We start from the raw sequence: 20,830 nt of genomic DNA on the forward strand, positions 1-20,830 counted from the left end.
AGCGCGCCTGGCGCTCGGGGGTCTCGGTCGTTCGGGGTTGACTACTTCGTGAACGCGCCGGCGTCGACCGGCAGGGTGACTCCGGTGACGTAGCGACCCTCGTCGCTGGTCAGGAACATGATCGCGTTCGTGATGTCGTCGCACTCCACCCACGGCACGGCGAGGGAGTTGAGCCCGACCATTCCGGGGATGGCCTTCTCCTCGGTGGCCTCCTCGTCCTCAGGCACGAACATGGAGTAGGTCCCGGGATTCTTGACCATGATCGTGGCCACGTTGGTCGGATGGATCGTGTTGACCCGGATGTTGTGCGGGGCCAGCTCGTTGGACATGGTGCGCATCAGGCCGACGATGCCGTGCTTGGCGCTCACGTAGTGGGCGACGTGCTGGATCCCCTTGAGTCCACCGATGGAGCTGGTGAACACCATCGAGCCGCCCTCGCCCTGGTCGATGAGCTTGGGTACCGCGACCTTGGCGGTGTGGAAGACCCCGGTGAGGTTGACGTCGATCATGTCGCGCCACATCTCCGAGGTGAGCTCCCACGACTTGCCGTAGGTCGCGATGCCGGCGTTGGCGAGCACGATGTCGATCCGGCCGAGCTGGTCGACACCCTCGTCGAACGCCTTCTGCAGCCCGTCGAGGTCACGCACGTCGGCCTGGCGGGCGACGATGCGCTGTCCCGTGGCCTCCACGGCCTTGACCGTCTCCTGCAGCTCGTCCGGCGTGGCGAGCGGGTAGAACGGCGTCACCGAGTCGATCTCGGCACAGATGTCCACGGCGATGATGTCCGCACCCTGCTCCGCCATCCGGATGGCGTGGTTGCGTCCCTGTCCCCGTGCCGCGCCCGTGATGAACGCGACCTTGCCTGCGAGTCGGCCTGCCATGAGTGCTCCATTCCATGCATATGATTGGGCTCTTTATGATCCACATCACACCATGGTCCGTCAACTCGGCTGTGCACCCAGCGCGCAGTTTCAGGTAGGCATTCCACGCCCCTTGTGACCTGGGTCATACATGCCTATGGTCCGCATGGTTAGACCCCTACAAGCGAAGGTGCACCCATGTCGACAGCGGAACCCGCCAGCCCTCCCGACATCCTGTCCGCGGACTACCTCGCGGACCCCTACCCCCTGCAGCGGGTGCTTCGTGACGAGCACCCGGTGCTCTTCCACGAGGCGACCCAGAGCTACCTGATCAGTCGGTTCGAGGACGTCGCCGGAGCCTTCAAGAGTCCCGCCTTCTCGAGCCGGAACTACGAATGGCAGCTGGAGCCGCTGCACGGGCGCACGATCCTGCAGATGGAGGGCACCGAGCACTCCCGCCACCGGGCCCTCCTCAACCCGTTCTTCCGGGGCAAGGGGCTGGAGAAGTTCATGCCCGTGATCATGGACAACGCGGTGGGACTGATCAACGGGATCGTCCAGCGGGCCGGCGACGACCTGATGGCCGAGATCGCACCTCGTGGCCGCACCGACCTCGTCGCCGACTTCACCACCTGGTTCCCGATCAACGTCATGGTCGACATGCTCGGCCTGCCCAAGAGCGACCACGACCGGTTCCACCGCTGGTACGAGTCGATCATGGCGAGCCTGAACAACCTGGTCGGCGACCCCGAGGTGACCGCGGCCGCCGAGGCGACCAAGGCCGAGCTGCGGGACTACATGATGCCGATCATCGAGGAGCGGCGCACCGGCGACGGGGAGGACCTGCTCTCGCGCCTGTGCCGGGCTGAGGTCGACGGCCACCAGATGTCGGACGAGGAGATCAAGGCGTTCGTCAGCCTGCTCCTCGTGGCCGGTGGCGAGACCACCGACAAGGCCGTGGCCAGCATGGTGCGCAACCTGATCGACAACCCCGAGCAGCTCGAGGCCGTCCGCAAGGACCGCTCGCTGGTCAACAACGCCATCGCCGAGACGCTGCGCCACTCCGGCCCGGTGCACATGATCATGCGGCAGACCGAGCAGGACGTGGAGCTGCACGGCACCACGGTCCCGAGCGGGTCGACCTGCATCATGATGCTCAGCTCCGCCAACCGCGACGAGCGGCAGTTCGCCGACCCGGAGAAGTTCGACATCTTCCGCGACGACCTCGATGTCGCCAAGGCGTTCAGCGGGGCCGCCAACCACGTCCAGTTCATCCTCGGCCGCCACTTCTGCGTCGGATCCCTGCTGGCCCAGACGGAGATGACGATCGCGCTCAACCTGGTGCTCGACAACATGGAGAACCTCCGCTACCCCGACGGCTTCACCTCGCGTGAGGACGGGTTGTACTCCCGGGGCATCCCGGAGCTGCTCGTCGAGTTCGACCCGGTGCCCGCCGCGTAGCAGCTCGGGCCGTCACGCGAGCCGCCGCGCCGGATCACAGATCCGCGCCCGGTCGTGGATACTGCACGCGTGACGGCCCGAACGACGCGACCCGCCTACCTCCAGCACCCGGCTCAGGTGCTGGCGTTCGCGCACCGCGGCGGCTCCTACCACCCTGAGATCGAGGGCCTGGAGAACACCATGGCGGCCTTCGCCCATGCGGTGGCCCTTGGCTACGACTACCTGGAGACGGACGTCGTGGCCACCAGCGACGGCGTGCTGCTGGCCTTCCACGACACGGTGCTGGACCGGGTCACCGACCGGACCGGGGAGGTCTCGGCCTCCATGTACGCCGAGGTGATGCAGGCCCTGATCGACGGCCGGGAGCGCATCCCGAGACTGACAGACCTGCTCGCCGCCTTCCCGCAGGTGCGCTTCAACATCGACCTGAAGACCGACGGGGCCGTGCTCCCCCTGGTGGAGCTCATCGCCCGGCACGGTGCCCACGACCGGATCCTCGTCGGGTCGTTCTCCGGACGCCGACTGCGCGCCTTCCGGCGCCTCACCCGGGGACGGGTGGCCACCTCGGCGCATCCTCTCGAGGTGGTCCTCTTCCGTCTGCTGCCGAGCGCGCGGCTGGCCGACCGGTTGTGCGGGGGCGCCCTCAGTGCGTTCCAGGTGCCGCACCGGAGGGGGCGCCTGCGGGTGGTCACCCCCGGGTTCGTACGACGGGCGCACGCCGTGGGCAAGCACGTCCATGTCTGGACCATCGACGACCCCGACGAGATGCGACTACTGCTGGACCGAGGCGTCGACGGCCTGATGACCGACCGCACAGACCTGCTCAAGGAGGTCCTGCGGGAACGCGGGGCATGGAGGGAGACCCGATGACCGCCAACGAGGTCGCAGAGCCGAGCCCGGTGCGGTCCGGCTCGCGCTGGCCCGTCATCGCCTGGGGCCTGTGGGACTGGGGGTCCGCTGCGTTCAACGCCGTGATCACCACGTTCGTGTTCAGCGTCTACATCACCTCCGACTCGTTCGGCGAAGGCGCGAGCGGCAAGCTCGGCTGGGCACTCGCCGGCGCCGGTGTCCTGGTGGCCCTCTTCGCCCCGATCAGCGGCCAGCGGGCCGACCGCTCGGGACGACGTACCTACTGGCTGGCGGTCAACACCGCACTGGTGGTGCTTGCCTCGGTCGGCCTCTTCTTCGTCAAGCCCTCCCCGAGTACCTCTGGCTGGGCCTGCTGCTGCTCGCGGCCGGCAACGTCTTCTTCGAGTTCGCCTCGGTCAACTACAACGCGATGCTCAACGAGATCGCCACCCCGGCCACCGTGGGGCGGGTCTCCGGACTCGGGTGGGGTCTGGGCTACATCGGCGGCATCGTGCTGCTGCTCTTCGTCTACTTCGGACTCATCAATCCCGAAGTCGGACTGTTCGGCATCACCGACGAGCAGGCGTTGGACGTGCGGGTCACGATGCTGATCTGCGCGCTGTGGACGGTGCTGTTCAGCCTCCCGGTGATCCTGACGCTGCGCGACGACAAGAGCCAGCGCACGCCGCGGGGACCGCGGGTCGGGCTGGCGGCGTCCTACCGGCACCTGTTCCGCACCGTGCGCGCGCTGTGGGAGACCGACCGCAACACCGCCTACTTCCTGCTCGCCTCCGCGGTGTTCCGGGACGGCCTGGCCGGGGTCTTCACCTTCGGCGGCGTGCTGGCGGCGGGCACCTTCGGGTTCTCCGACGGCGACGTCATCATCTTCGGCGTGGCAGCCAACGTGGTCGCTGGGGTCGCGACCATCCTGTTCGGCGCGCTCGACGACCGTCTGGGGCCCAAGCGGGTCATCGTGCTCTCGCTGAGCGCCATGCTGGTCGCGGGCTTCATGGTGTTCCTGATGCACGACGGCGGCACCGTGATGTTCTGGATCTTCGGTCTGGTGCTGTGCATCTTCGTGGGTCCGGCGTCGTCCGCCTCGCGGACCTTCCTGGCGCGTCTCATCCCCGAGGGCGAGGAAGGTGAGATCTTCGGGCTCTACGCCACGACGGGCCGCGCGGTGAGCTTCATGGCGCCGGCCGCCTGGTCCGGGGCGATCCTGCTCGGCGCCGCCGTGACCGGGGTGGCCGACGCCGACGACGTCCAGCACTGGGGCATCCTGGGGATCCTGCTCGTCCTCGCGATCGGCTTGGCTCTCGTGCTGCGGGTCAAGCCCCAGGTCCGGGAGGACTCCGCACTCGCGTCCTCCCAAAGTGCGGAATGAGCGGGTTCTGGCCCGTCTAGGAGTGTGTTCCCCCACATTGGGTATGTTGGAGTGAGCGGAATGTGGGTGCGGTCGATACCGTTGAACAAGCAATGACGGCCGACGCCGCATTTAGTGGCGTCCTGGAACCCGAATCCCGGTCGTCGTCGCCTGCAGACCGTGGGCGAAATCAAGAATTTGTGGAGGTGGCTTCATGGCGGAGCGCACGTTGCGTGGTGCCAGGCTGGGTGGGCAGAGCTTCGAGGATGAGCGCGGCATTGAGTTCGCCGGCCGTCAGCAGGCCGGCTACCGGTGCAAGGAAGGCCACACGTTCGAGATCACCATGTCCGACGAGGCCGACGTCCCGGCTCTGTGGGAGTGCCCCAAGTGCGGCGCCGAGGCGCTGAGCACCTCCGGGATCACCCCCGACGAGAAGGTGGAGAAGCCGGCGCGCACCCACTGGGACATGCTGCTCGAGCGCCGCTCCGAGAAGGAGCTCGAGGACATTCTCAAGGAGCGCCTGGAGCTGCTCCGCGGTGGCGAGATCGGTCCGGCGCACCTGCACCGGGCGAACGCCAAGAAGCGCGTGAAGTCGACCGCCTGACGGCTGTCAGGGATCGACGACCTCACCCCGGACGACGGGCCCATCGGGCCCGGGTCCGGGGTGAGGTGCATTTGAGGCGTTCGACCCCCGGGTCTGACCGACGCTGCCGATCACCGTGGCCGAGAGCAGGCGGGCGGCGAAGAACCTGGTCAGCAGCCGCCGGGCCACGGGCCGGGTGATCGGCAGGATCAGCAGGATCCCGAAGGCATCGCTGACGAAGCCTGGGCTCAGCATCAGGGTGCCGCCGGCGATGATGAGCGCACCGTCGGCCAGCTCTCGCGAGGGCATCCTGCCAGCGGCCAGGGTGGCGTTCAGGGCTCGCCAGGCGCGCGCCCCCTCCCGTCGGATCACCCAGCCGCCCAGGAAGCTGTCCAGGACCAGCAGCACGATCGTCCACCAGGCACCGATCGTCTGGCCGACCTGGATCAACACCCAGATCTCGGCCAGGGGCATCACCACGAGCAGCACGAACAGGACCCACATCGGGATCCCTCGACGAGAAGTCATCTCTCAATCATGCGTGACGAGACCCAGAGAAGCGCCGGCGGAGCCGGTCGCGACGCTCGGCGAGACCCCAGCGGGTGATCAGCTTGAGCGACTCGGTCGCCACGTCCTTGCTCATCTTGGAGTCGCCGCGCTGGCGCTCGATGAAGTCGATCGGCACCTCCACGACGCTCATGCCATGGCTCAGCGTGCGGTAGGCCATGTCGGTCTGGAAGACATACCCGGTGGAGCGCACGGTGTCGAGGTCGATCGTCTCCAGCGTGCTACGTCGGAAGAGCCGGAAGCCCGCGGTGGCGTCCTTCACCCGGATCCCCAGGAGGAGCCGCACGTAGAGGTTGCCGCCACGCGAGAGCGCCTCGCGAGACTTCGGCCAGTTCACGATGGAGCCCCCCCGGACCCAGCGCGAACCGATGACCAGGTCGGCTCCCTCGGCGAGGGCGTCGATGAGGCGCTGGAGCTGCTCGGGCTGGTGCGATCCGTCGGCGTCCATCTCCCCGATCACGTCGTAGCCCTGCGCCAGGGCGACCTTGAACCCGTGGACGTAGGCCGCCCCCAGGCCGGCCTTCTCCGTGCGGTGCAGCACGTGGACGTGGTCGTCGGACTCCGCGAGCTCGTCGGCGATCTTGCCGGTGCCGTCCGGGGAGCCGTCGTCCACGACGAGCACGTGGACCTCGGGCTGGGCCTTGCGCAACCGCTCCACGATCCACGCGAGGTTGCTCGCCTCGTTGTAGGTCGGTACGACCATGACGGTGCGGCCCAGAAGGTTCTGCGTCACGCTCGTGCTCCCTCGAGTTTCTCGGTCGGTGTCGCGAATATAGGGCCTCGGCCCGGGCGGCGTCTCAACGCCCCGGCACAACCCAGCAGGGAGAGAGCCAGCACCAGGCGACCCGGCCAGGGACCCAGGAAGACGGCCGGGGTGATGCGCGAGGTCAGCGCCACGTCCTCCACCAGGACTGTGGTGGTGCGCGGCACGGCCTCGTCGATCACGCTCCCGTCGGGCCCGATCACTCCGGTGACGCCGTTGGTCGCCGCCACCACGGTGTGGCGGCCGGTCTCCATGGCCCGCAGCCGCGTGATCTCGAACTGCTGCTCGATCTGGTGGGTGTGGATGAACATGGCGTTGCTCGTCTGGACCGTGAGCATCTGGGCGCCGCGTCGCACCTGCTCCTGCAGCCCGTCGTCGTAGGCGACGTCGAAGCAGATGGCGTCGGCCACCAGCGCGCCGTCCACCCGCAGCGGCTCCACCCGGGTGCCGCTGAGCATGTCGCGCCCGATGAGCTGGAGCTTGCCGAAGTTGCTGGTGAACACGGTGTCGCGCCACGGGATGTACTCACCGAAGGGGACCGGGTGGCGCTTGGTGTAGCGGTCTCCCCCGCCCAGACCGGGGTTCCACACGATCCCCTGGTTCAGCACGTCCTCGCCGTCCGCGGAGTCGGCCATGGCACCGACCAGGATCGGCACCCCGATCGCGGCCGAGGCCCGCTCGATCCCGCTGTTGACCTCGACGTCGCGGAACGGGTCCACGGCCGTGGAGTTCTCGGGCCAGACCACGAAGTCCGGCCTCGGCACGGCCCCGCGACGCACGTCCAGAGCCAGGTCCACGGTGGCCTGGACGTGGTTGGCCGTCACCTGCCGGTGTACGGCGACCAGGTTGTCCCCGCTGCCGGGCACGTCCCCCTGGACCGCGGCCACGGTGACCTCCCCGTCGTGGCCCGCGTCCCAGCCGACCAGCACCGGGAGCAGCGTCACGGCCACCAGGGCGCCGACGGGTGCACAGGCTGCTCGAGGCGTCGGGCGGGTCAGCAGCAGCCACGCCAGCGTCGTACCGGTCAGCGCCAGCACGAGACTGACGCCGGTGAAGCCCAGCCAGGGCAGCCCGGAGGCCCACGGGGTGTCGGCCACGGCGTAGGAGATGCGACCCCAGGGCATACCGCCGAAGGGCCAGGCGCCTCGTACCGTCTCGACACCCACCCAGGCCAGCGCGGTCCACACCGGCCACCACCGCAAGCGCGACAGCAGTGCCAGTGCGCTGCCCAGGGGGGCGAAGTACACAGCCTGGACCCCCGCCAGGGCCAGCCAGGCGTCCCAGCCGACGGCGCGCATCCAGAAGAGCAGGACGAAGAAGAAGCCCACCCCGAAGGCGAGACCGGGCAGCCACGCGGTCCTGGGTCTGGTCCCGTGCAGCGAGAGCACGAGCACCGCGACGCCGATGGGCGTCAGCAGGGCGAGCCCGACGGGCTCAGAGGCCAGGGCCAGGATCACGCCCCCTGCCAGGGCGAACAGGGAGCGCAGGAACACTCCACCACGGTACCGGGTAGGCGCTGAGAGCGTCCTCGGGGCCGACGGGGCGCATCGGCAGGGAGACGACCGGGCAGCGAGCCGGAAGGGACAGCAACCCTTCGGACCAACCCGACGGCCATTGGAAGTGGTCGCCGGGAAGTTGTCTACGGAGCTGCCGTCCCTTCCGTCACCGCCCTCGAGGCAGCGGAACCGACCTCCGCGAACCGGGTTCTGCGAATGGTGGCGCCCCACCCGCAACCCGCCCACTCGGACGTCGGTCCGCCTGCAACGATCTGCACGAGCGGACCCCTGCACTCTGCGTCGTTGCCGGTGGGCGTGTCAACAGAACCCAGATACCTGTGCGCGACACGCCGCAGACACGCCGGGACTCGGACCGCCCACTCGGGAGGCTGCGGGATCAGGGCTCTGAGCTCAGCGCCCAGGGGCGGGCGGCACCACGACGGTCCCGGTGGCCGTGGTGGCCCGCACCGGCTCCTGGAGGATCCGGGCGGCCCCCGGCGCCTCGGGAGTGGCGGCGCCGCGGCCCACCACCAGCACCTCGAACTCCATCACCCGCGAACGAGCGCCCCGCGAGACCAGCGTGCAGGTGATCTCCAGGAGGTCTCCGGCCCGGACGGGGGCCAGGAACTGCACGTCGGAGTAGGAGGCGAAGAGCCCCTCGTCCCCGTCGGTGCGGATGCACATCTCGGTCGCGACGTCGCCGAAGAGTCCCAGCGAGTAGGCGCCGTCGACGAGGTTGCCGGCGTAGTGGGCGTGGGAGTAGGGCACGTAGCGGCGGTGCACGACCCGCTGACCCGTGGGAGCGCTGGTGTCGGACATCAGCCTGCCTTCCTCTGCGAGAGCCGGTGCACCAGGAACGATGCCACCTCGCCGGGGGTGGTGCCCCGGCTGAACACGCGGTCCACCCCGAGCTCGGCGGCGGCCCCTTCGTCGAAGCGAGGTCCGCCCACCACCAGGAGCGGGGCGGTGCCACGGGGGTAGGACTCGCGGAACGCCGCCGACATCTCCCGGGTGTTGAGCAGGTGGGCGTCGCGCTGGGTGACCACCTGCGAGACCAGCACGGCGTCGGCCTTCTCCTGCCTTGCCACCTCGACGAGGTCGGGCACCGAGACCTGCGCGCCCAGGTTCACCACCTTGATCTCCCGGTAGTACTCCAGCCCCTTCTCCCCCGCGAAGCCCTTGATGTTCAGGATCGCGTCGATCCCCACGGTGTGGGCGTCGGTGCCGATGCAGGCGCCCACCACCACCAGTCGGCGGCGCAGCACCTCCTTGACCTGGGCGTTGACCTCCTTGGGGGTCAGGAGCGGGTAGTCGCGCTCCACCACCTCCACGGTGCTCGGGTCGACGAGGTGGTGGACCCTGCCGTAGACGACGAAGAACGTGAAGTCCGACCCCATCGGCCGGGCATGGACCACCATCGCCGGGTCCAACCCCATCTTGTTGGCCAGCTGGGCGGCCGCCCCCTCGGCCACCTTGGAGTGCGGCAGCGGCAGGGTGAAGGAGAGCTGCACCATGCCGTCCCCGGTGGTGTCGCCGTAGGGACGGACCAGGTGCCCGGCCTCGTTGCTGCTCATGACGCGCCTTCCAGGAGCTCGGTGGCGGGGTTGAGGTAGAGGTCGGACTTCTTCGAGACGCCGTCCAGGCCCCGGCCCCGATCCGCGGGGCGCTTCATCAGTCCGAACGTGCCGTCGGCGATCGCGTCCAGCAGCCCGTCGGGGTGGCCGATCACCCTCTCCAGGAGCTCGATCGACTCACCCAGCACCGCACGCGCGCGGCCGGCGATGAAGCCGTCCGGGGCGGGCCGGAAGTCCTCGTGCAGGTTGCCCGCCGCGTTCATCACGTAGCGGACGTTCTGCAGGGCGAGGTCCCGGTCGGAGAGCCACGGGGTGACCACGGCCTCGGTCATCATGCCCACGAGCAGGATCCCCTGCCCGGTGAGCGCGCCGACGAGGTTGAAGAAGCCGTCGAGCAGGTAGCCACGGAACACGTCGCCGGTCATGTGCCTGGTCGGCGGCATCCACTTCAGCGGCGCGTCGGGGAACAGGTCACGGGCGAGCATCGCGTGCGCCAGCTCCAGACGCAGCGAGTCGGGGACCTGGGGGTCGATCTCGAACGCGTGGCCCAGACCCAGCTGCCAGTCCTCCAGCCCCGCCTCCTTGGCGAAGTACTCGTTGAGGAGCTGGCTGGTGGTGACCGTGTGCGCGGCGTCCACAGCGTCGGCGGTGGTGAGGTAGTTGTCCTCGCCGGTGTTGATGATGATGCCGGCCCGAGCGTGGACCTGACGACTGAACCTCTGGTCCACGAAGGTGCGCACGGGGTTGATGTCGCGGAACAGGATCCCGTACATGGAGTCGTTGAGCATCATGTCCAGGCGCTCCAGCCCGGCCAGCACAGCGATCTCGGGCATGCAGAGACCGGAGGCGTAGTTGGTCAACCGGACGTAGCGGCCCAGCTCACGGCTCGTCTCGTCGAGGGCGGCACGCATCAGGCGGAAGTTCTCCTGGGTGGCGTAGGTCCCGGCGAAGCCTTCTCGAGTGGCGCCCTCCGGCACGTAGTCCAGGAGCGACTGCCCGGTGCTGCGGATCACCGCGATCACGTCGGCGCCCTCGCGGGCCGCGGCCTGGGCCTGCGGGATGTCCTCGTAGATGTCGCCGGTGGCCACGATCAGGTAGATCCACGGCTTGCTGGGCGCGTCGCCGATGCGGTCGATCATCTGCTCGCGCTCGTGCCGACGTCCGTCCACGCGTGCGATCCCCGCCCCGACCGCGCCCAGTGCGGCCTCACGCGCGCGGCTGCGGTCCTTCCCCTCGGGCAGGCGGAACCGGACCGAGCCGGCGCCGGCCTTCTGGGCCAGGGCGCTCAGGTCGTCGGCCTCGCCGCGCACCAGGGCGTCCCAGACCGGGAGGGAGACGCCGTGGGCCAGTCCCCCGTCGGTGTGCAGGTCGGCGGCCACCGCGTCGGCGAGGCGGTTGACCCAGGGGATGCCGTCGGCGTCGGCCCCCTCCAGTCCGGCCAGGCGCAGCGTGGCCCGCTCCACCGAGACGGTGGTGTGCTGTTGGGCGAGGTCCACGATGGGACGCCCGGCTTGGGCGGCCAGGGCACGCGCCCGGCGTACGTCGGCTGCGGGGAGCTGGAGACGGCCGGTCATCGCAGCCGCCCCTCGAACAGCTCCCGCACGCCGGAGTCGCTGCGCAACAGGTCCAGGGCCTGGTCGGCGTGACCGGGCACGTAGCCGTTGCCCACCAGCATGGTCACGTCGGCTGCCACCCCCTCGGCACCCAGCGCTGCGGCGGAGAACGAGGTGGCCATGGAGAAGAAGACGACCGTGCCGCCCGGGGCGGTGGAGAGGATGGCGCCGCCTTCGCAGCCCGGCACGTCGACGCAGACCACGGTGACGTCCGCCGGCCCTCCGGCCGACTCCACCGCGGCACGGACCTCAACCGGGTTGCGCGCATCCGCCACGACCACCTCGTCGGCGAGCCCGGAGGCGCGCAGCGCCTGCGCCTCCATCTCGTGCGGCACGACGCCGATGGTGCGGGCCGCACCGGCCTTCCGTGCCGCCGCGAGGCTCAGGCTCCCGGACTTCCCGCCGCCGCCCAGGACGGCGACCACCGGGGCGTCGTACCCCTGGACCACGCGGGCGGTCAACGCCGGCGCCCCGCACACGTCCAGCACCGCCAGGGCGAGGTCGGCGGGCAGGTCTTGGGGCAGCGTGGCCGCGATCGAGCGGCCGAAGAGGATCGCGTAGCCGTCGCACGGCACCTGCTCGCTGGTGCCAGTCCAGTCGCGCAGCCCGTCCTCGATGACCAGGGGGGTCAGCGTCAGGGAGACCAGCGTGGCGACCGGGTCGCCGACCCGCAGCCCGAGCGGGGAGTCGGCACCGACCTCCTCGACCACGCCGATCAGCATCCCGCCCGACCCGGTCTCGGGGTTCTGCATCTTGCCGCGACGGGCCACGATCTCGAGGACCTCGGCGCGCACCCGGTCGCCGTCGCCGGCGTGCTTGCGCTCGAGCTGCCGGAAGGAGGCCGCGTCGAGATTGAGCCGCTGTACCCGGATGCGCACCTCGTCGGGCCACAGCTCGGGCCTGGTGTCGAGGCGCTGGGCGCTCTGCGGCAGCACCGCGGCGTCGTCCAGCACCCGGTGCAGTCCGACCGGATCGCTGACGACAGTTGACTCGACGGGACTCATTCGACCATTCCTTCATTGGATCCCGAATTCACCGGAAATCTTGCGGCCTGTCGTTGGACGGACAGGATGATGTGCTCGTACTCTTCCAGATAAGAGACGTGTCTCACAACAGACGCGCCGCACCGCGACACTCCAGGCAAGGAGAGCCATGAGCATCGAGACCGCCGTTGGGCTGGCCACCGATCAGCCCTACCCCTACCAGCGGGTGGAGCTCGTGGAGCCCGACTGGACGCGGTTCCCGGGCTGGCGCGACGTGACCGCACAGGACTGGGCCTCGGCGCAGTGGCAGCGCGCGCACTGCATCAAGAACGTCCGTCAGCTGCGCGAGCTGCTCGGTGACCTGGTCGACGACCGCTTCTACGCCGACCTGGAGCGTGACCAGGCCGAGCGAGCCACCATGTCGATGCTGGTGCCCCCGCAGATGATGAACACCATGGTCCCGGCCCCGAGCAGCGCCGGCCCGGGTTCGCTGACCGAGGCGCTGTACGCCGACCCGATCCGTCGCTACATGCTGCCGGTCTTCTCGGACCGGCGTACCGACTGGGCCTCGCACCCGCACGCCGCCCGGGACTCCCTGCACGAGCACGACATGTGGGTCGCGGAGGGGCTGACGCACCGCTACCCGACCAAGGTCCTGGCAGAGCTGCTGCCCACCTGCCCGCAGTACTGCGGGCACTGCACCCGGATGGACCTGGTCGGCAACTCCACGCCCGTCATCGAGAAGCTCAAGTTCACCGCCAAGCCAGCCGATCGCCTGGGCGACATGCTGGACTACCTGCGTCGCAGCCCCGCGGTGCGCGACGTCGTGGTCTCGGGCGGGGACGTGGCCAACATGCCGTGGCTGCGGCTGGAGTCGTTCCTCACCGAGCTGCTGGCGATCGAGAACATCCGCGACATCCGGCTCGCCACCAAGGCGCTCGTCGGGCTGCCCCAGCACTGGCTCCAGCCGGAGGTGGTCGAAGGGGTCCAGCGCGTCGCCCAGCTGGCGCGCTCACGAGGGGTCTCGCTGGCCATCCACACCCACGCGAACCACGCCAACTCGATCACTCCCCTGGTCGCCGAGGCCAGCCGGGCCATGCTGGACGCCGGGGTCCGCGACGTGCGCAACCAGGGCGTCCTGCTCAACGGGGTGAACGCCGATCCGCACACGCTGCTCGACCTGTGCTTCGCACTGCTCGACGGGGCGCAGGTCATGCCCTACTACTTCTACATGTGCGACATGATCCCGTTCTCGGAGCACTGGCGGGTCTCGGTCGCCGATGCCCAGCGGCTCCAGCACCACATCATGGGCTACCTCCCCGGCTTCGCCACTCCGCGCATCGTGTGCGACGTACCGTTCGTCGGCAAGCGGTGGGTGCACCAGCTGGCCGACTACGACCACGAGCGCGGCATCTCCTACTGGACGAAGAACTACCGGACCTCCATCGAGGCGGCCGACCCCGAGGCGCTGACCCGCACCTACGAGTACTACGACCCGATCCACACCCTGCCCCCGGAGGGTCAGGCCTGGTGGGCCCAGCACGGTCGGCTCGAGGAGACGCAGCTGAAGGCCGCCGAGGTCGCCGAGGCGTCGCGGCGGTTGGCGATGCTCCAGGCGCGCTGAGGGTCGCAGGGATCCCCGCCTGGCCGGGGATCCCCTCGGTTCGGGGGGCGTGCATGCCCCCGAACCCGTAGGAAGCCACACCAGCTTTTCTCCACAGCCCCAGGTGGGCCGGCCCATCTCCACAGGACGGGTGCTGCCGGCGTACCCGAGGACGGGTCTCCCTGCAGGCTCGGACCATGACAGCACCGGAGCTGGTCGACCTCGAGAACCTCGTCTTCCTCCGACGAGACGTCCTCGACCAGGGGTACGACGACCGCCACATCGTGCGCATGGTCCGGTGCGGGGCCTGGCACCGGATCCGGCGCGGCGCGTACGCCGACGGGGAGGCGTGGCGGTCCCTGTCGGAGACCGATCGCTACCGGCTGCGATGTCGCGCCGTGCTGCGCACCGCGCATCCGAGCTCGTCGCTGAGCCATGTGTCGGCCGCGATCGAATGGGGTGTGCCGGTCTGGGGCGTGCCGCTCGACGAGGTCCATCTGAGTCGGGCGGACGGCAAGGGTGGGCGCAGAGAGGCGGGGGTGGTCCACCATCGTGCTCCAACGCCGGCGGAGCACCTGTGCGATCTACGTGACGTGCGCGTTACCTCGCCCACGCGGTGCGCGGTCGAGATGACCTCGATGACCGGCGTCGAGTCGGCGCTGGTGAGCGTGAACGGTCTGCTGCACCTGGGCCTGACGACTCCCGCGGATGTGGCGGAACTGGCCCACGACCTGCGGTTCTGGCCGAGCAGCATCGGCGCCAACCTGGTGGTGCGCCTGGCCGACCCACGCCTGGAGTCACCGGGCGAGACGCGTACGGCGTACTTCATGTGGGCGAACCACCTGCCCAAACCCATCCCCCAGTTCCAGATCCATGACGAGCACGGGCGTCCCTTCGCCCGGGTGGACTTCGCGTTGCCCGAGCACGGCGTGTTCATCGAGTTCGACGGTGCCGCGAAGTACCAAGAGCACCGACGTCCGGGTGAGACGTTGGAGGACTACGTCCTGCGTGAGAAGCGGCGTGAGGAGCGGATCTGTCAGCTCACCGGTTGGGTGTGCCTGCGCATCACCTGGTCGGACCTCAATCGCCCACGTGAGCTCGCGCTGCGGATTCGGCGCGTCTTGGAGTCCAGGATCCGGGCCGATCAGTGAGGTTGGTGGCCTCTTCCTGCGGTTAGGGGGGAATGCATGCCCCTCGAAGCGCAGGGATCCCCGCTCAGCCGGGGTTTCCTGCACTCTCCGCCACCGGGCGGCTCTCGAACGGCGTGGAGAGCACGATCGTGGTCCGCGTCGAGACGTTCCCCGCGTGCCGGATCCGGGCCAGCAGGTTCTCGAGGTCGGCGGGGGTCGCGACCCGGACCTTGAGGATGTAGGACTCCTCCCCGCCACCGACCAGCAGGACTCGATCTCGGTGATCTGCTCCAGGCGCTGGGGATAGTCGTCGGGCTGCGCGGGGTCGAAGGGACGGATGGAGACGAAGGCGGTGAGGGGCAACCCCGTCTGCACGTGGTCGATGGTCGCGCCGTAGCCCTTGATCAGGCCCCGGGACTCCAGGCGCTTGACGCGCTGATGCACCGCGGAGGTGGACAGTCCAGTCGCTCGGCCCAGGTCGGTGTAGGACATCCGACCGTCGGCGGCCAGCAGGCCGAGGATCTTGCGGTCGGTCGCTTCTACCTCAGGAGTACTCACGCCGCGAACCCTAGAGGAACCGGCGCCGGCCTGCGGGCGTGCTCGAAGAGTGGCCGCGGCAAACGCCAGGCGCGGTACCGCAGGTTGCTCCCAGGCCCGTCCCGTGTCCAGATCGAGGTTGTTGTCGTCGCAACGAAACATGCTGTTACCACTCGGTGACATCTGAGGTGGCTGGCGGAAACACGCGCTCAACAGACTCAGCGCGTTCCCCGGGACACAGTGTCGTGACCCCCGGCCCAGGCGCCTGCCCCCAGCGGCGGCGCAGCACAGAGAGGGTCACCACCTTGAACCCCAGAACCCCACGCCTGATCGGCGGCATGCTCAGTGCCGTCGTCCTCTCCAGCGCCCTCGCCGGGTGCGGCGCCAAGGCCGGAGAGACCTCCGAGGCCGCCGAGTCGTGCGTCAAGACTGACGGCGACAGCATCAAGGTCGGCTTCCTCAACTCCCTGTCCGGCACGATGGCGATCAGCGAGACCACGGTCTTCAAGTCGCTCTCGATGGCCGCCGAGGAGATCAACGCAGACGGTGGCGTCCTGGGCAAGCAGCTCGAGATCGTCAGCGAGGACGGCCAGTCCGAGCCCACGGTGTTCGCCGAGAAGGCCACCAAGCTGATCGACCAGGACTGCGTCGCGGCCGTCTTCGGTGGCTGGACCTCCAGCTCGCGCAAGGCGATGCTCCCGGTCTTCGAGGGCAAGAACTCCCTGCTCTTCTACCCCGTGCAGTACGAGGGTCTCGAGGCCTCGCGCAACATCTTCTACACCGGTGCCACCACCAACCAGCAGATCATCCCGGGCCTGGACTACCTCAAGGACGAGAAGGGCATCAAGTCGATCTTCCTGGTGGGCTCGGACTACGTCTTCCCCCGCACCGCCAACGCGATCATCCAGGCGTACGCCGCCGAGCACGGCATCGAGGTCCTCGGCGAGGAGTACCAGCCGCTGGGCTCCACCAACTTCGGCACCGTGGTCGACAAGGTGAAGAAGGCCGGCGCCGACGCCGTCTTCAACACCCTCAACGGCGACTCCAACGTGGCCTTCTTCAAGGAGTACAAGGGCAAGGGCCTCACGGCCGAGTCCATGCCGGTGGTCTCGGTCTCCATCGCCGAGGAGGAGGTGCCGGGCGTCGGGGTCGACAACCTCGTGGGGCAGTACACCGCGTGGAACTACTACCAGACCATCGAGACGCCGACGAACGAGGCGTTCGTGTCGGCCTTCAAGGAGGCGAACGGCGCCAAGTCCGTCACCTCGGACCCGATGGAGGCGGCCTACACCTCGCTCTACCTGTGGAAGGGCATGGTCGAGAAGGCCGAGTCCTTCGCCACCGACGACGTCATCGACGCCGCCGAGGGGGTCACCTTCGACGCCCCGGAAGGCTCGGTCACGGTGAACGGCGAGAACCACCACATCGCCAAGACCGCCCTGATCGGGGAGATCCGTCCCGACGGCCTGATCGAGACCGTGTGGTCCTCCGACGAGCCGATCGAGCCCGACCCCTTCCTGGAGACCTACCCGTGGTGGGAAGGCGAGTGACCCCGGCGCAGGACCGCAGCAGGTCCTGACCAGATCCAGCCGGGTCGCGGACGAGATGGGGGTCTGCGTCCGCGACCCGGCTCCCTCGCCCGACGGCAGTGCCGTCGGGCCCTATCCCCAGAAGGGGCGTGGCACCGTGGACGTGTTCCTGTCCCAGGTCTTCACCGGCCTCTCGGCCGGCGGGGTCCTCCTGCTCATCGCCATCGGCCTCACCCTGACCTTCGGTCAGATGGGCGTCATCAACATGGCGCACGGCGAGTTCATCATGGCCGGCGCCTACACCGCCTACGTCATCAACTCGGTGCTGGGCAACGCCGAGCTGGGACTGCTCGTCGCGCTGCCGGTGGGCTTCGTGGTCGGCGGCCTCCTCGGGGTGCTGCTCGAGGCGGGGGTGATCCGCTGGATGTACCACCGCCCGCTCGACACGCTGCTGGTCACCTACGGCGTGGGGCTGGTGCTCCAGCAGGTCGCCCGCGACATCTTCGGCGCCCCCGCCAAGGAGGTGCCCTCGCCGTCGTGGCTCTCGGGCTCGGTGCCCGTGCTGGGCTACGACTTCCCGCTCGCCCGGCTCTTCCTGCTGGTCCTCTCCCTGGTGTGCCTGCTGGGGGTGGTGGCGGTGCTGAAGTACACCGCGCTGGGACGCCAGGTGCGCGCCACGGTGAGCAACCGCGACCTGGCCGAGACCGTCGGCGTCTCCACCCGGCGTACCGACCGGATCACGTTCTTCCTGGGTTCCGGCCTGGCGGGCATCGCGGGCGTCGCGCTGACCCTGCTGGGCTCGACCGGACCCACCATCGGCTCCTCCTACATCGTCGAGGCATTCCTGGTCGTGGTGGTCGGCGGCATCGGCCAGCTCAAGGGCACCGTGATCGCGGCGTTCGCCATCGGCCTGACCCAGTCCTTCCTGGAGTACGCGACCAGCGGCAGCATCGCCAAGGTGCTGGTCTTCCTGGCCATCGTGGTCTTCCTCCAGGCCCGCCCCCAGGGCATCTTCGCGGTGCGGACCAGGAGCCTGGCATGAGCGTCCTCAGCACTCCCCGCCGCGCCCGTGTGCTGAGCCTGGCCGGATGGGTCGCGCTCGCCCTGGGCCTGCTGGTGCTGGCCCCGGCGATGCTCAGCGACTTCCGGCTCGGTCTGCTCGCCAAGTACTGCTGCTACGCGATCGCCGCCGTCGGCATCGGCCTGGCCTGGGGCCGCGGCGGCATGCTGGTCCTGGGGCAGGGCCTCTACTTCGGGCTCGGTGCCTACGCGATGGCGATGCACCTCAAGCTCTCCGACGCCGGCCCGGGCGAGGTGCCCGACTTCATGATGCTCTACGCCGGCGGCGAGATGCCGCTGTGGTGGGAGCCGTTCCGCAGCCCGGCGGCGACGCTGGCCGCGATCGTGCTGCTGCCGGCGCTCGTCGCGGCCGCGCTCGGCGTGGCCATCTTCAAGCGACGGGTCAAGGGCGCCTACTTCGCGATCCTGTCCCAGGCCCTGACCGCGGCCTTCGCCATCCTGCTCATCGGCCAGGTCAAGACCACGGGCGGCTTCAACGGGCTCAACAACTTCCAGAGCTTCTTCGGCTACTCCCTCTACGACCCGGTCAACAAGCAGCTGGTCTACTACATCACCGCAGGGGTGCTGCTGGGCTCGATCGCCCTGATGGCGCTGCTGTACCGCAGCAGGTTCGGTGAGCTCCTGGTCGCCACCCGCGACGCCGAGGAGCGGGTCCGCTTCCTCGGCCACGACCCGGCCAACATCAAGCTCCTGGCGTACGTCGTGGCGGCAGTGCTGGCCAGCATCGGCGGGGCCCTGTTCGTCCCGGTCGTGGGCATCATCTCCCCCGACGACGTGGGCGTGGGCGCCTCCATCGCCATGGTGGCCGGTGTGGCGCTCGGTGGGCGGGCCTCGCTGATGGGCCCGGCCGTGGGCGCGCTGATCGTCGGGTATGCCGAGACCTCGCTCTCGGAGTCCTTCCCCGGGTCCTGGTCCTACTTCCAGGGCGCCCTGTTCATCCTGGTCGTCCTCCTGCTCCCGGGGGTCTCGCCCAGCTCTCCGGCCTGCTGGGCCGACTGCGCCCGACCGCACGCCCGACCGGCCGGCGAAGCACCAGGTCCAAGGAGCCCCAGCGCGAGAACGAGGAGGTGCCGGCATGAGCGAACGGCGGCGCGACTACCTGGAGGTACGCGGGATCCGCGTCGAGTTCGACGGGTTCGTCGCGGTCGACGGGGTGGACCTGACCCTGCTCCAGGGACAGGTGCACTTCCTCATCGGCCCGAACGGTGCCGGCAAGACCACGGTCGTCGACGCTCTCACCGGGCTGGTCAAGGCCTCGGGGCTGGCCTCCTACGACAACCACAACCTGCTGGACATGCCGTCGCACAAGATCGTCCGGCTCGGCATCGGGCGGACCTTCCAGACCGCCACCGTCTTCGAGGAGCTCACGGTGGTGCAGAACCTCGACATCGCGGGCGGGGTGCACCGCCGCGCCTGGTCGATGCTGCGACCGCGGCGAGGGGTGCCCGACTACGTGCACGCGGCGCTGGAGACGGTGGGCCTGACCGACCTCGCCGACCGGCCTGCGGGGGTGCTCTCCCACGGCCAGAAGCAGTGGCTGGAGATCGGCATGCTGCTGGTCCAGGACGCCAGGGTGATGCTGCTCGACGAGCCCGTGGCCGGGATGTCCGGGGAGGAGCGCACCCAGACCGGGGAGCTGCTGCACCGGATCGGCAAGGAGCGCACCATCGTGGTGATCGAGCACGACATGGACTTCGTCCGGGCCTACGCCGACGTGGTGACCGTGATGAGCGGCGGCACCGTGCTGGCGCACGGGAGCGTGGAGGAGATCCGTGCCAACCCCGAGGTGCAGCGCGTGTACCTCGGTCACACCGTGGAAGGGGCAGCCTGATGCTCGAGATGCTGGACGTCGTCGGAGGCTACGGCCGCACCAGGATCCTGCACGGGGTCTCGCTGAGCATCCCCAGCGGCGGCGCCGCCTCGGTGATCGGCCACAACGGGGCCGGCAAGACCACCCTGCTGCGGGCCGCGGTCGGACTGCTGCCCCTGACCTCGGGGAAGGTGCTGCTCGACGGCGAGGACGTCACCAGGATGCGCCCCCACCAACGGGTGCGACGGGGCATCGGCTACGTGCCCCAGGGACAGCAGTCGTTCGGACAGATGACCACCCTGGAGAACCTGCAGCTGGTCGCGGGCAAGGACCGCTCGGCGATCGAGGAGATGCTGGACCTGTTCCCGGCCCTGAAGACCCTGCTCCCCCGCCGGGCCGGTCTGCTCTCCGGTGGTCAGCGGCAGCAGCTCGCCATCGCCCGGACCCTGCTCACCAAGCCCAGGATGCTCATCCTGGACGAGCCCACCGAAGGCATCCAGCCCAACGTGGTGGCCGAGATCGAGCAGGTGATCACCGACCTGACCACGCGTGGTGACTTGTCGGTGCTGCTGGTCGAGCAGCACGTAGGCTTCGCGCTGCGAGCGACCCAGGACTACCACGTCCTGGCCTCCGGCAGGATCACCGCCCAGGGGGGCACCGGTGTCGGCGCCGCCGACGAGGTCCGCTCGCTGATGGCCGTCTGAGAGCGAAGGACCCACCTTGCACCTGACACCTTCAGACACCGAGAAGCTGCTGCTCTCCGTGGCGGGCATGGTCGCCCGGGACCGCCTGGAGCGCGGGGTGCTGCTGAACCATCCCGAGGCGGTCGCCCTGCTGGCCACGTGGGTGATCGAGCGGGCCCGCGAGGGTGCCGGGGTCACCGACCTGATGAGCGCGGGCCGAGAGGTGCTGCGCCGCGACCAGGTGATGCCCGGGGTGGCCGAGATGCTGCACGACGTGCAGGTCGAGGCGACCTTCCCCGACGGCCGCAAGCTCGTCACCCTCCACGACCCGATCAGCTAGGAGCCC

19 protein-coding genes and 2 pseudogenes are annotated in these 20,830 nt (G+C 69.3%); 12 read left to right on the plus strand and 9 right to left on the minus strand.

The genetic code is table 11. The features are described 5' to 3' along the window. Nucleotides 1-41 precede the first annotated feature (41 nt). Nucleotides 42-881 carry a mycofactocin-coupled SDR family oxidoreductase gene (locus C0R66_RS09160; protein ID WP_101524438.1) on the minus strand — a complete coding sequence of 280 codons (840 nt, stop codon included), beginning with the start codon at nucleotides 879-881 and terminating at the stop codon, nucleotides 42-44. Nucleotides 882-1,058: 177 nt separating this feature from the next. On the opposite strand from C0R66_RS09160, the gene C0R66_RS09165 reads away from it, so the two are divergent. From C0R66_RS09165 to C0R66_RS09180, 4 genes are all read left to right on the plus strand, one after another. Continuing rightward, nucleotides 1,059-2,321, plus strand: a complete 1,263-nt coding sequence (locus C0R66_RS09165; RefSeq protein WP_101524439.1) for a cytochrome P450 — start codon at nucleotides 1,059-1,061, stop codon at nucleotides 2,319-2,321. Nucleotides 2,322-2,390: 69 nt separating this feature from the next. Then, nucleotides 2,391-3,191, plus strand: coding sequence for a glycerophosphodiester phosphodiesterase family protein (locus C0R66_RS09170; RefSeq protein ID WP_241901649.1), 801 nt, complete (start codon nucleotides 2,391-2,393; stop codon nucleotides 3,189-3,191). A 70-nt stretch (nucleotides 3,192-3,261) separates the two neighbouring features. After that, on the plus strand, nucleotides 3,262-4,554 hold the full coding sequence (locus C0R66_RS09175; RefSeq protein ID WP_338418229.1) for an MFS transporter: 1,293 nt from the start codon (nucleotides 3,262-3,264) through the stop codon (nucleotides 4,552-4,554). A 193-nt stretch (nucleotides 4,555-4,747) separates the two neighbouring features. Next, complete coding sequence (locus tag C0R66_RS09180) at nucleotides 4,748-5,137, plus strand: RNA polymerase-binding protein RbpA (protein WP_101524441.1); 390 nt, start codon at nucleotides 4,748-4,750, stop codon at nucleotides 5,135-5,137. A gap of 6 nt (nucleotides 5,138-5,143) precedes the next feature. On the opposite strand, the gene C0R66_RS09185 is transcribed toward C0R66_RS09180, so the two are convergent. From C0R66_RS09185 to kdd, 7 genes are all read right to left on the minus strand, one after another. Then, complete coding sequence (locus tag C0R66_RS09185; RefSeq protein WP_101524442.1) at nucleotides 5,144-5,644, minus strand: FxsA family protein; 501 nt, start codon at nucleotides 5,642-5,644, stop codon at nucleotides 5,144-5,146. A 7-nt stretch (nucleotides 5,645-5,651) separates the two neighbouring features. After that, nucleotides 5,652-6,416 carry a polyprenol monophosphomannose synthase gene (locus C0R66_RS09190; protein WP_240311713.1) on the minus strand — a complete coding sequence of 255 codons (765 nt, stop codon included), beginning with the start codon at nucleotides 6,414-6,416 and terminating at the stop codon, nucleotides 5,652-5,654. Further along, entirely contained in the window at nucleotides 6,413-7,939 is a 1,527-nt protein-coding gene (gene lnt / locus C0R66_RS09195; RefSeq protein ID WP_101524443.1) for an apolipoprotein N-acyltransferase, read from the minus strand. Before lnt ends, C0R66_RS09190 begins: the two co-directional genes overlap by 4 nt. Nucleotides 7,940-8,353: 414 nt before the next feature. Then, nucleotides 8,354-8,761 (minus strand): 3-aminobutyryl-CoA ammonia lyase, encoded by a 408-nt coding sequence (kal, locus tag C0R66_RS09200; protein WP_101524444.1) that lies wholly within the window; start codon nucleotides 8,759-8,761, stop codon nucleotides 8,354-8,356. Beyond that, on the minus strand, nucleotides 8,761-9,516 hold the full coding sequence (kamE, locus tag C0R66_RS09205) for a lysine 5,6-aminomutase subunit beta (protein ID WP_101524445.1): 756 nt from the start codon (nucleotides 9,514-9,516) through the stop codon (nucleotides 8,761-8,763). Before kamE ends, kal begins: the two co-directional genes overlap by 1 nt. After that, nucleotides 9,513-11,090, minus strand: a complete 1,578-nt coding sequence (gene kamD / locus C0R66_RS09210) for a lysine 5,6-aminomutase subunit alpha (protein WP_101524446.1) — start codon at nucleotides 11,088-11,090, stop codon at nucleotides 9,513-9,515. The genes kamE and kamD overlap by 4 nt, the downstream gene beginning before the upstream one ends. Beyond that, a complete protein-coding gene (gene kdd, locus C0R66_RS09215) occupies nucleotides 11,087-12,133 on the minus strand; it encodes an L-erythro-3,5-diaminohexanoate dehydrogenase (protein WP_101524447.1) in 1,047 nt (348 codons plus the stop codon). The genes kamD and kdd overlap by 4 nt, the downstream gene beginning before the upstream one ends. Nucleotides 12,134-12,281: 148 nt before the next feature. Here kdd and C0R66_RS09220 point away from each other — a divergent pair, with 148 nt between their 5' ends. After that, entirely contained in the window at nucleotides 12,282-13,736 is a 1,455-nt protein-coding gene (locus C0R66_RS09220) for a KamA family radical SAM protein (RefSeq protein WP_101524448.1), read from the plus strand. A 176-nt stretch (nucleotides 13,737-13,912) separates the two neighbouring features. Continuing rightward, nucleotides 13,913-14,866 carry a type IV toxin-antitoxin system AbiEi family antitoxin domain-containing protein gene (locus C0R66_RS09225; protein ID WP_101524449.1) on the plus strand — a complete coding sequence of 318 codons (954 nt, stop codon included), beginning with the start codon at nucleotides 13,913-13,915 and terminating at the stop codon, nucleotides 14,864-14,866. 438 nt (nucleotides 14,867-15,304) lie between these two features. Here C0R66_RS09225 and C0R66_RS20405 read toward each other — a convergent pair. Continuing rightward, nucleotides 15,305-15,565, minus strand: a pseudogene (locus C0R66_RS20405) (AsnC family protein); the annotation flags it as partial. 122 nt (nucleotides 15,566-15,687) lie between these two features. On the opposite strand from C0R66_RS20405, the gene urtA reads away from it, so the two are divergent. From urtA to C0R66_RS09260, 6 genes and pseudogenes are all read left to right on the plus strand, one after another. Continuing rightward, a complete protein-coding gene (gene urtA / locus C0R66_RS09235) occupies nucleotides 15,688-16,932 on the plus strand; it encodes an urea ABC transporter substrate-binding protein (protein ID WP_240311711.1) in 1,245 nt (414 codons plus the stop codon). A gap of 55 nt (nucleotides 16,933-16,987) precedes the next feature. Beyond that, nucleotides 16,988-17,953 (plus strand): urea ABC transporter permease subunit UrtB, encoded by a 966-nt coding sequence (urtB, locus tag C0R66_RS09240; RefSeq protein WP_241901400.1) that lies wholly within the window; start codon nucleotides 16,988-16,990, stop codon nucleotides 17,951-17,953. Between the two features lie 89 nt (nucleotides 17,954-18,042). Further along, a pseudogene (gene urtC / locus C0R66_RS20270) lies at nucleotides 18,043-18,891 on the plus strand (urea ABC transporter permease subunit UrtC); the annotation flags it as partial. 175 nt (nucleotides 18,892-19,066) lie between these two features. Then, on the plus strand, nucleotides 19,067-19,822 hold the full coding sequence (urtD, locus tag C0R66_RS09250; protein ID WP_101524451.1) for an urea ABC transporter ATP-binding protein UrtD: 756 nt from the start codon (nucleotides 19,067-19,069) through the stop codon (nucleotides 19,820-19,822). Next, nucleotides 19,822-20,505, plus strand: a complete 684-nt coding sequence (locus C0R66_RS09255; protein WP_101526156.1) for an ATP-binding cassette domain-containing protein — start codon at nucleotides 19,822-19,824, stop codon at nucleotides 20,503-20,505. The genes urtD and C0R66_RS09255 overlap by 1 nt, the downstream gene beginning before the upstream one ends. 16 nt (nucleotides 20,506-20,521) lie before the next feature. Continuing rightward, nucleotides 20,522-20,824, plus strand: a complete 303-nt coding sequence (locus tag C0R66_RS09260; protein ID WP_101524452.1) for an urease subunit gamma — start codon at nucleotides 20,522-20,524, stop codon at nucleotides 20,822-20,824. Nucleotides 20,825-20,830: the final 6 nt, after the last annotated feature.

Origin of the sequence: Nocardioides houyundeii (assembly GCF_002865585.1) — a bacterium.
Classification (GTDB): domain Bacteria; phylum Actinomycetota; class Actinomycetes; order Propionibacteriales; family Nocardioidaceae; genus Nocardioides; species Nocardioides houyundeii.

Excerpts from the sequence above, each read along its gene's own strand:
- kamD (WP_101524446.1), bottom strand. The coding sequence starts at position 11,090 with ATGACCGGCCGTCTCCAGCTCCCCGCAGCCGACGTACGCCGGGCGCGT.
- C0R66_RS09185 (WP_101524442.1), bottom strand. The coding sequence starts at position 5,644 with ATGACTTCTCGTCGAGGGATCCCGATGTGGGTCCTGTTCGTGCTGCTC.
- C0R66_RS09165 (WP_101524439.1), top strand. The coding sequence starts at position 1,059 with ATGTCGACAGCGGAACCCGCCAGCCCTCCCGACATCCTGTCCGCGGAC.
- kal (WP_101524444.1), bottom strand. The coding sequence starts at position 8,761 with ATGTCCGACACCAGCGCTCCCACGGGTCAGCGGGTCGTGCACCGCCGC.
- C0R66_RS09225 (WP_101524449.1), top strand. The coding sequence starts at position 13,913 with ATGACAGCACCGGAGCTGGTCGACCTCGAGAACCTCGTCTTCCTCCGA.
- urtB (WP_241901400.1), top strand. The coding sequence starts at position 16,988 with ATGGGGGTCTGCGTCCGCGACCCGGCTCCCTCGCCCGACGGCAGTGCC.
- kdd (WP_101524447.1), bottom strand. The coding sequence starts at position 12,133 with ATGAGTCCCGTCGAGTCAACTGTCGTCAGCGATCCGGTCGGACTGCAC.
- C0R66_RS09255 (WP_101526156.1), top strand. The coding sequence starts at position 19,822 with ATGCTCGAGATGCTGGACGTCGTCGGAGGCTACGGCCGCACCAGGATC.
- C0R66_RS09220 (WP_101524448.1), top strand. The coding sequence starts at position 12,282 with ATGAGCATCGAGACCGCCGTTGGGCTGGCCACCGATCAGCCCTACCCC.
- urtD (WP_101524451.1), top strand. The coding sequence starts at position 19,067 with ATGAGCGAACGGCGGCGCGACTACCTGGAGGTACGCGGGATCCGCGTC.
- C0R66_RS09160 (WP_101524438.1), bottom strand. The coding sequence starts at position 881 with ATGGCAGGCCGACTCGCAGGCAAGGTCGCGTTCATCACGGGCGCGGCA.
- C0R66_RS09180 (WP_101524441.1), top strand. The coding sequence starts at position 4,748 with ATGGCGGAGCGCACGTTGCGTGGTGCCAGGCTGGGTGGGCAGAGCTTC.
- kamE (WP_101524445.1), bottom strand. The coding sequence starts at position 9,516 with ATGAGCAGCAACGAGGCCGGGCACCTGGTCCGTCCCTACGGCGACACC.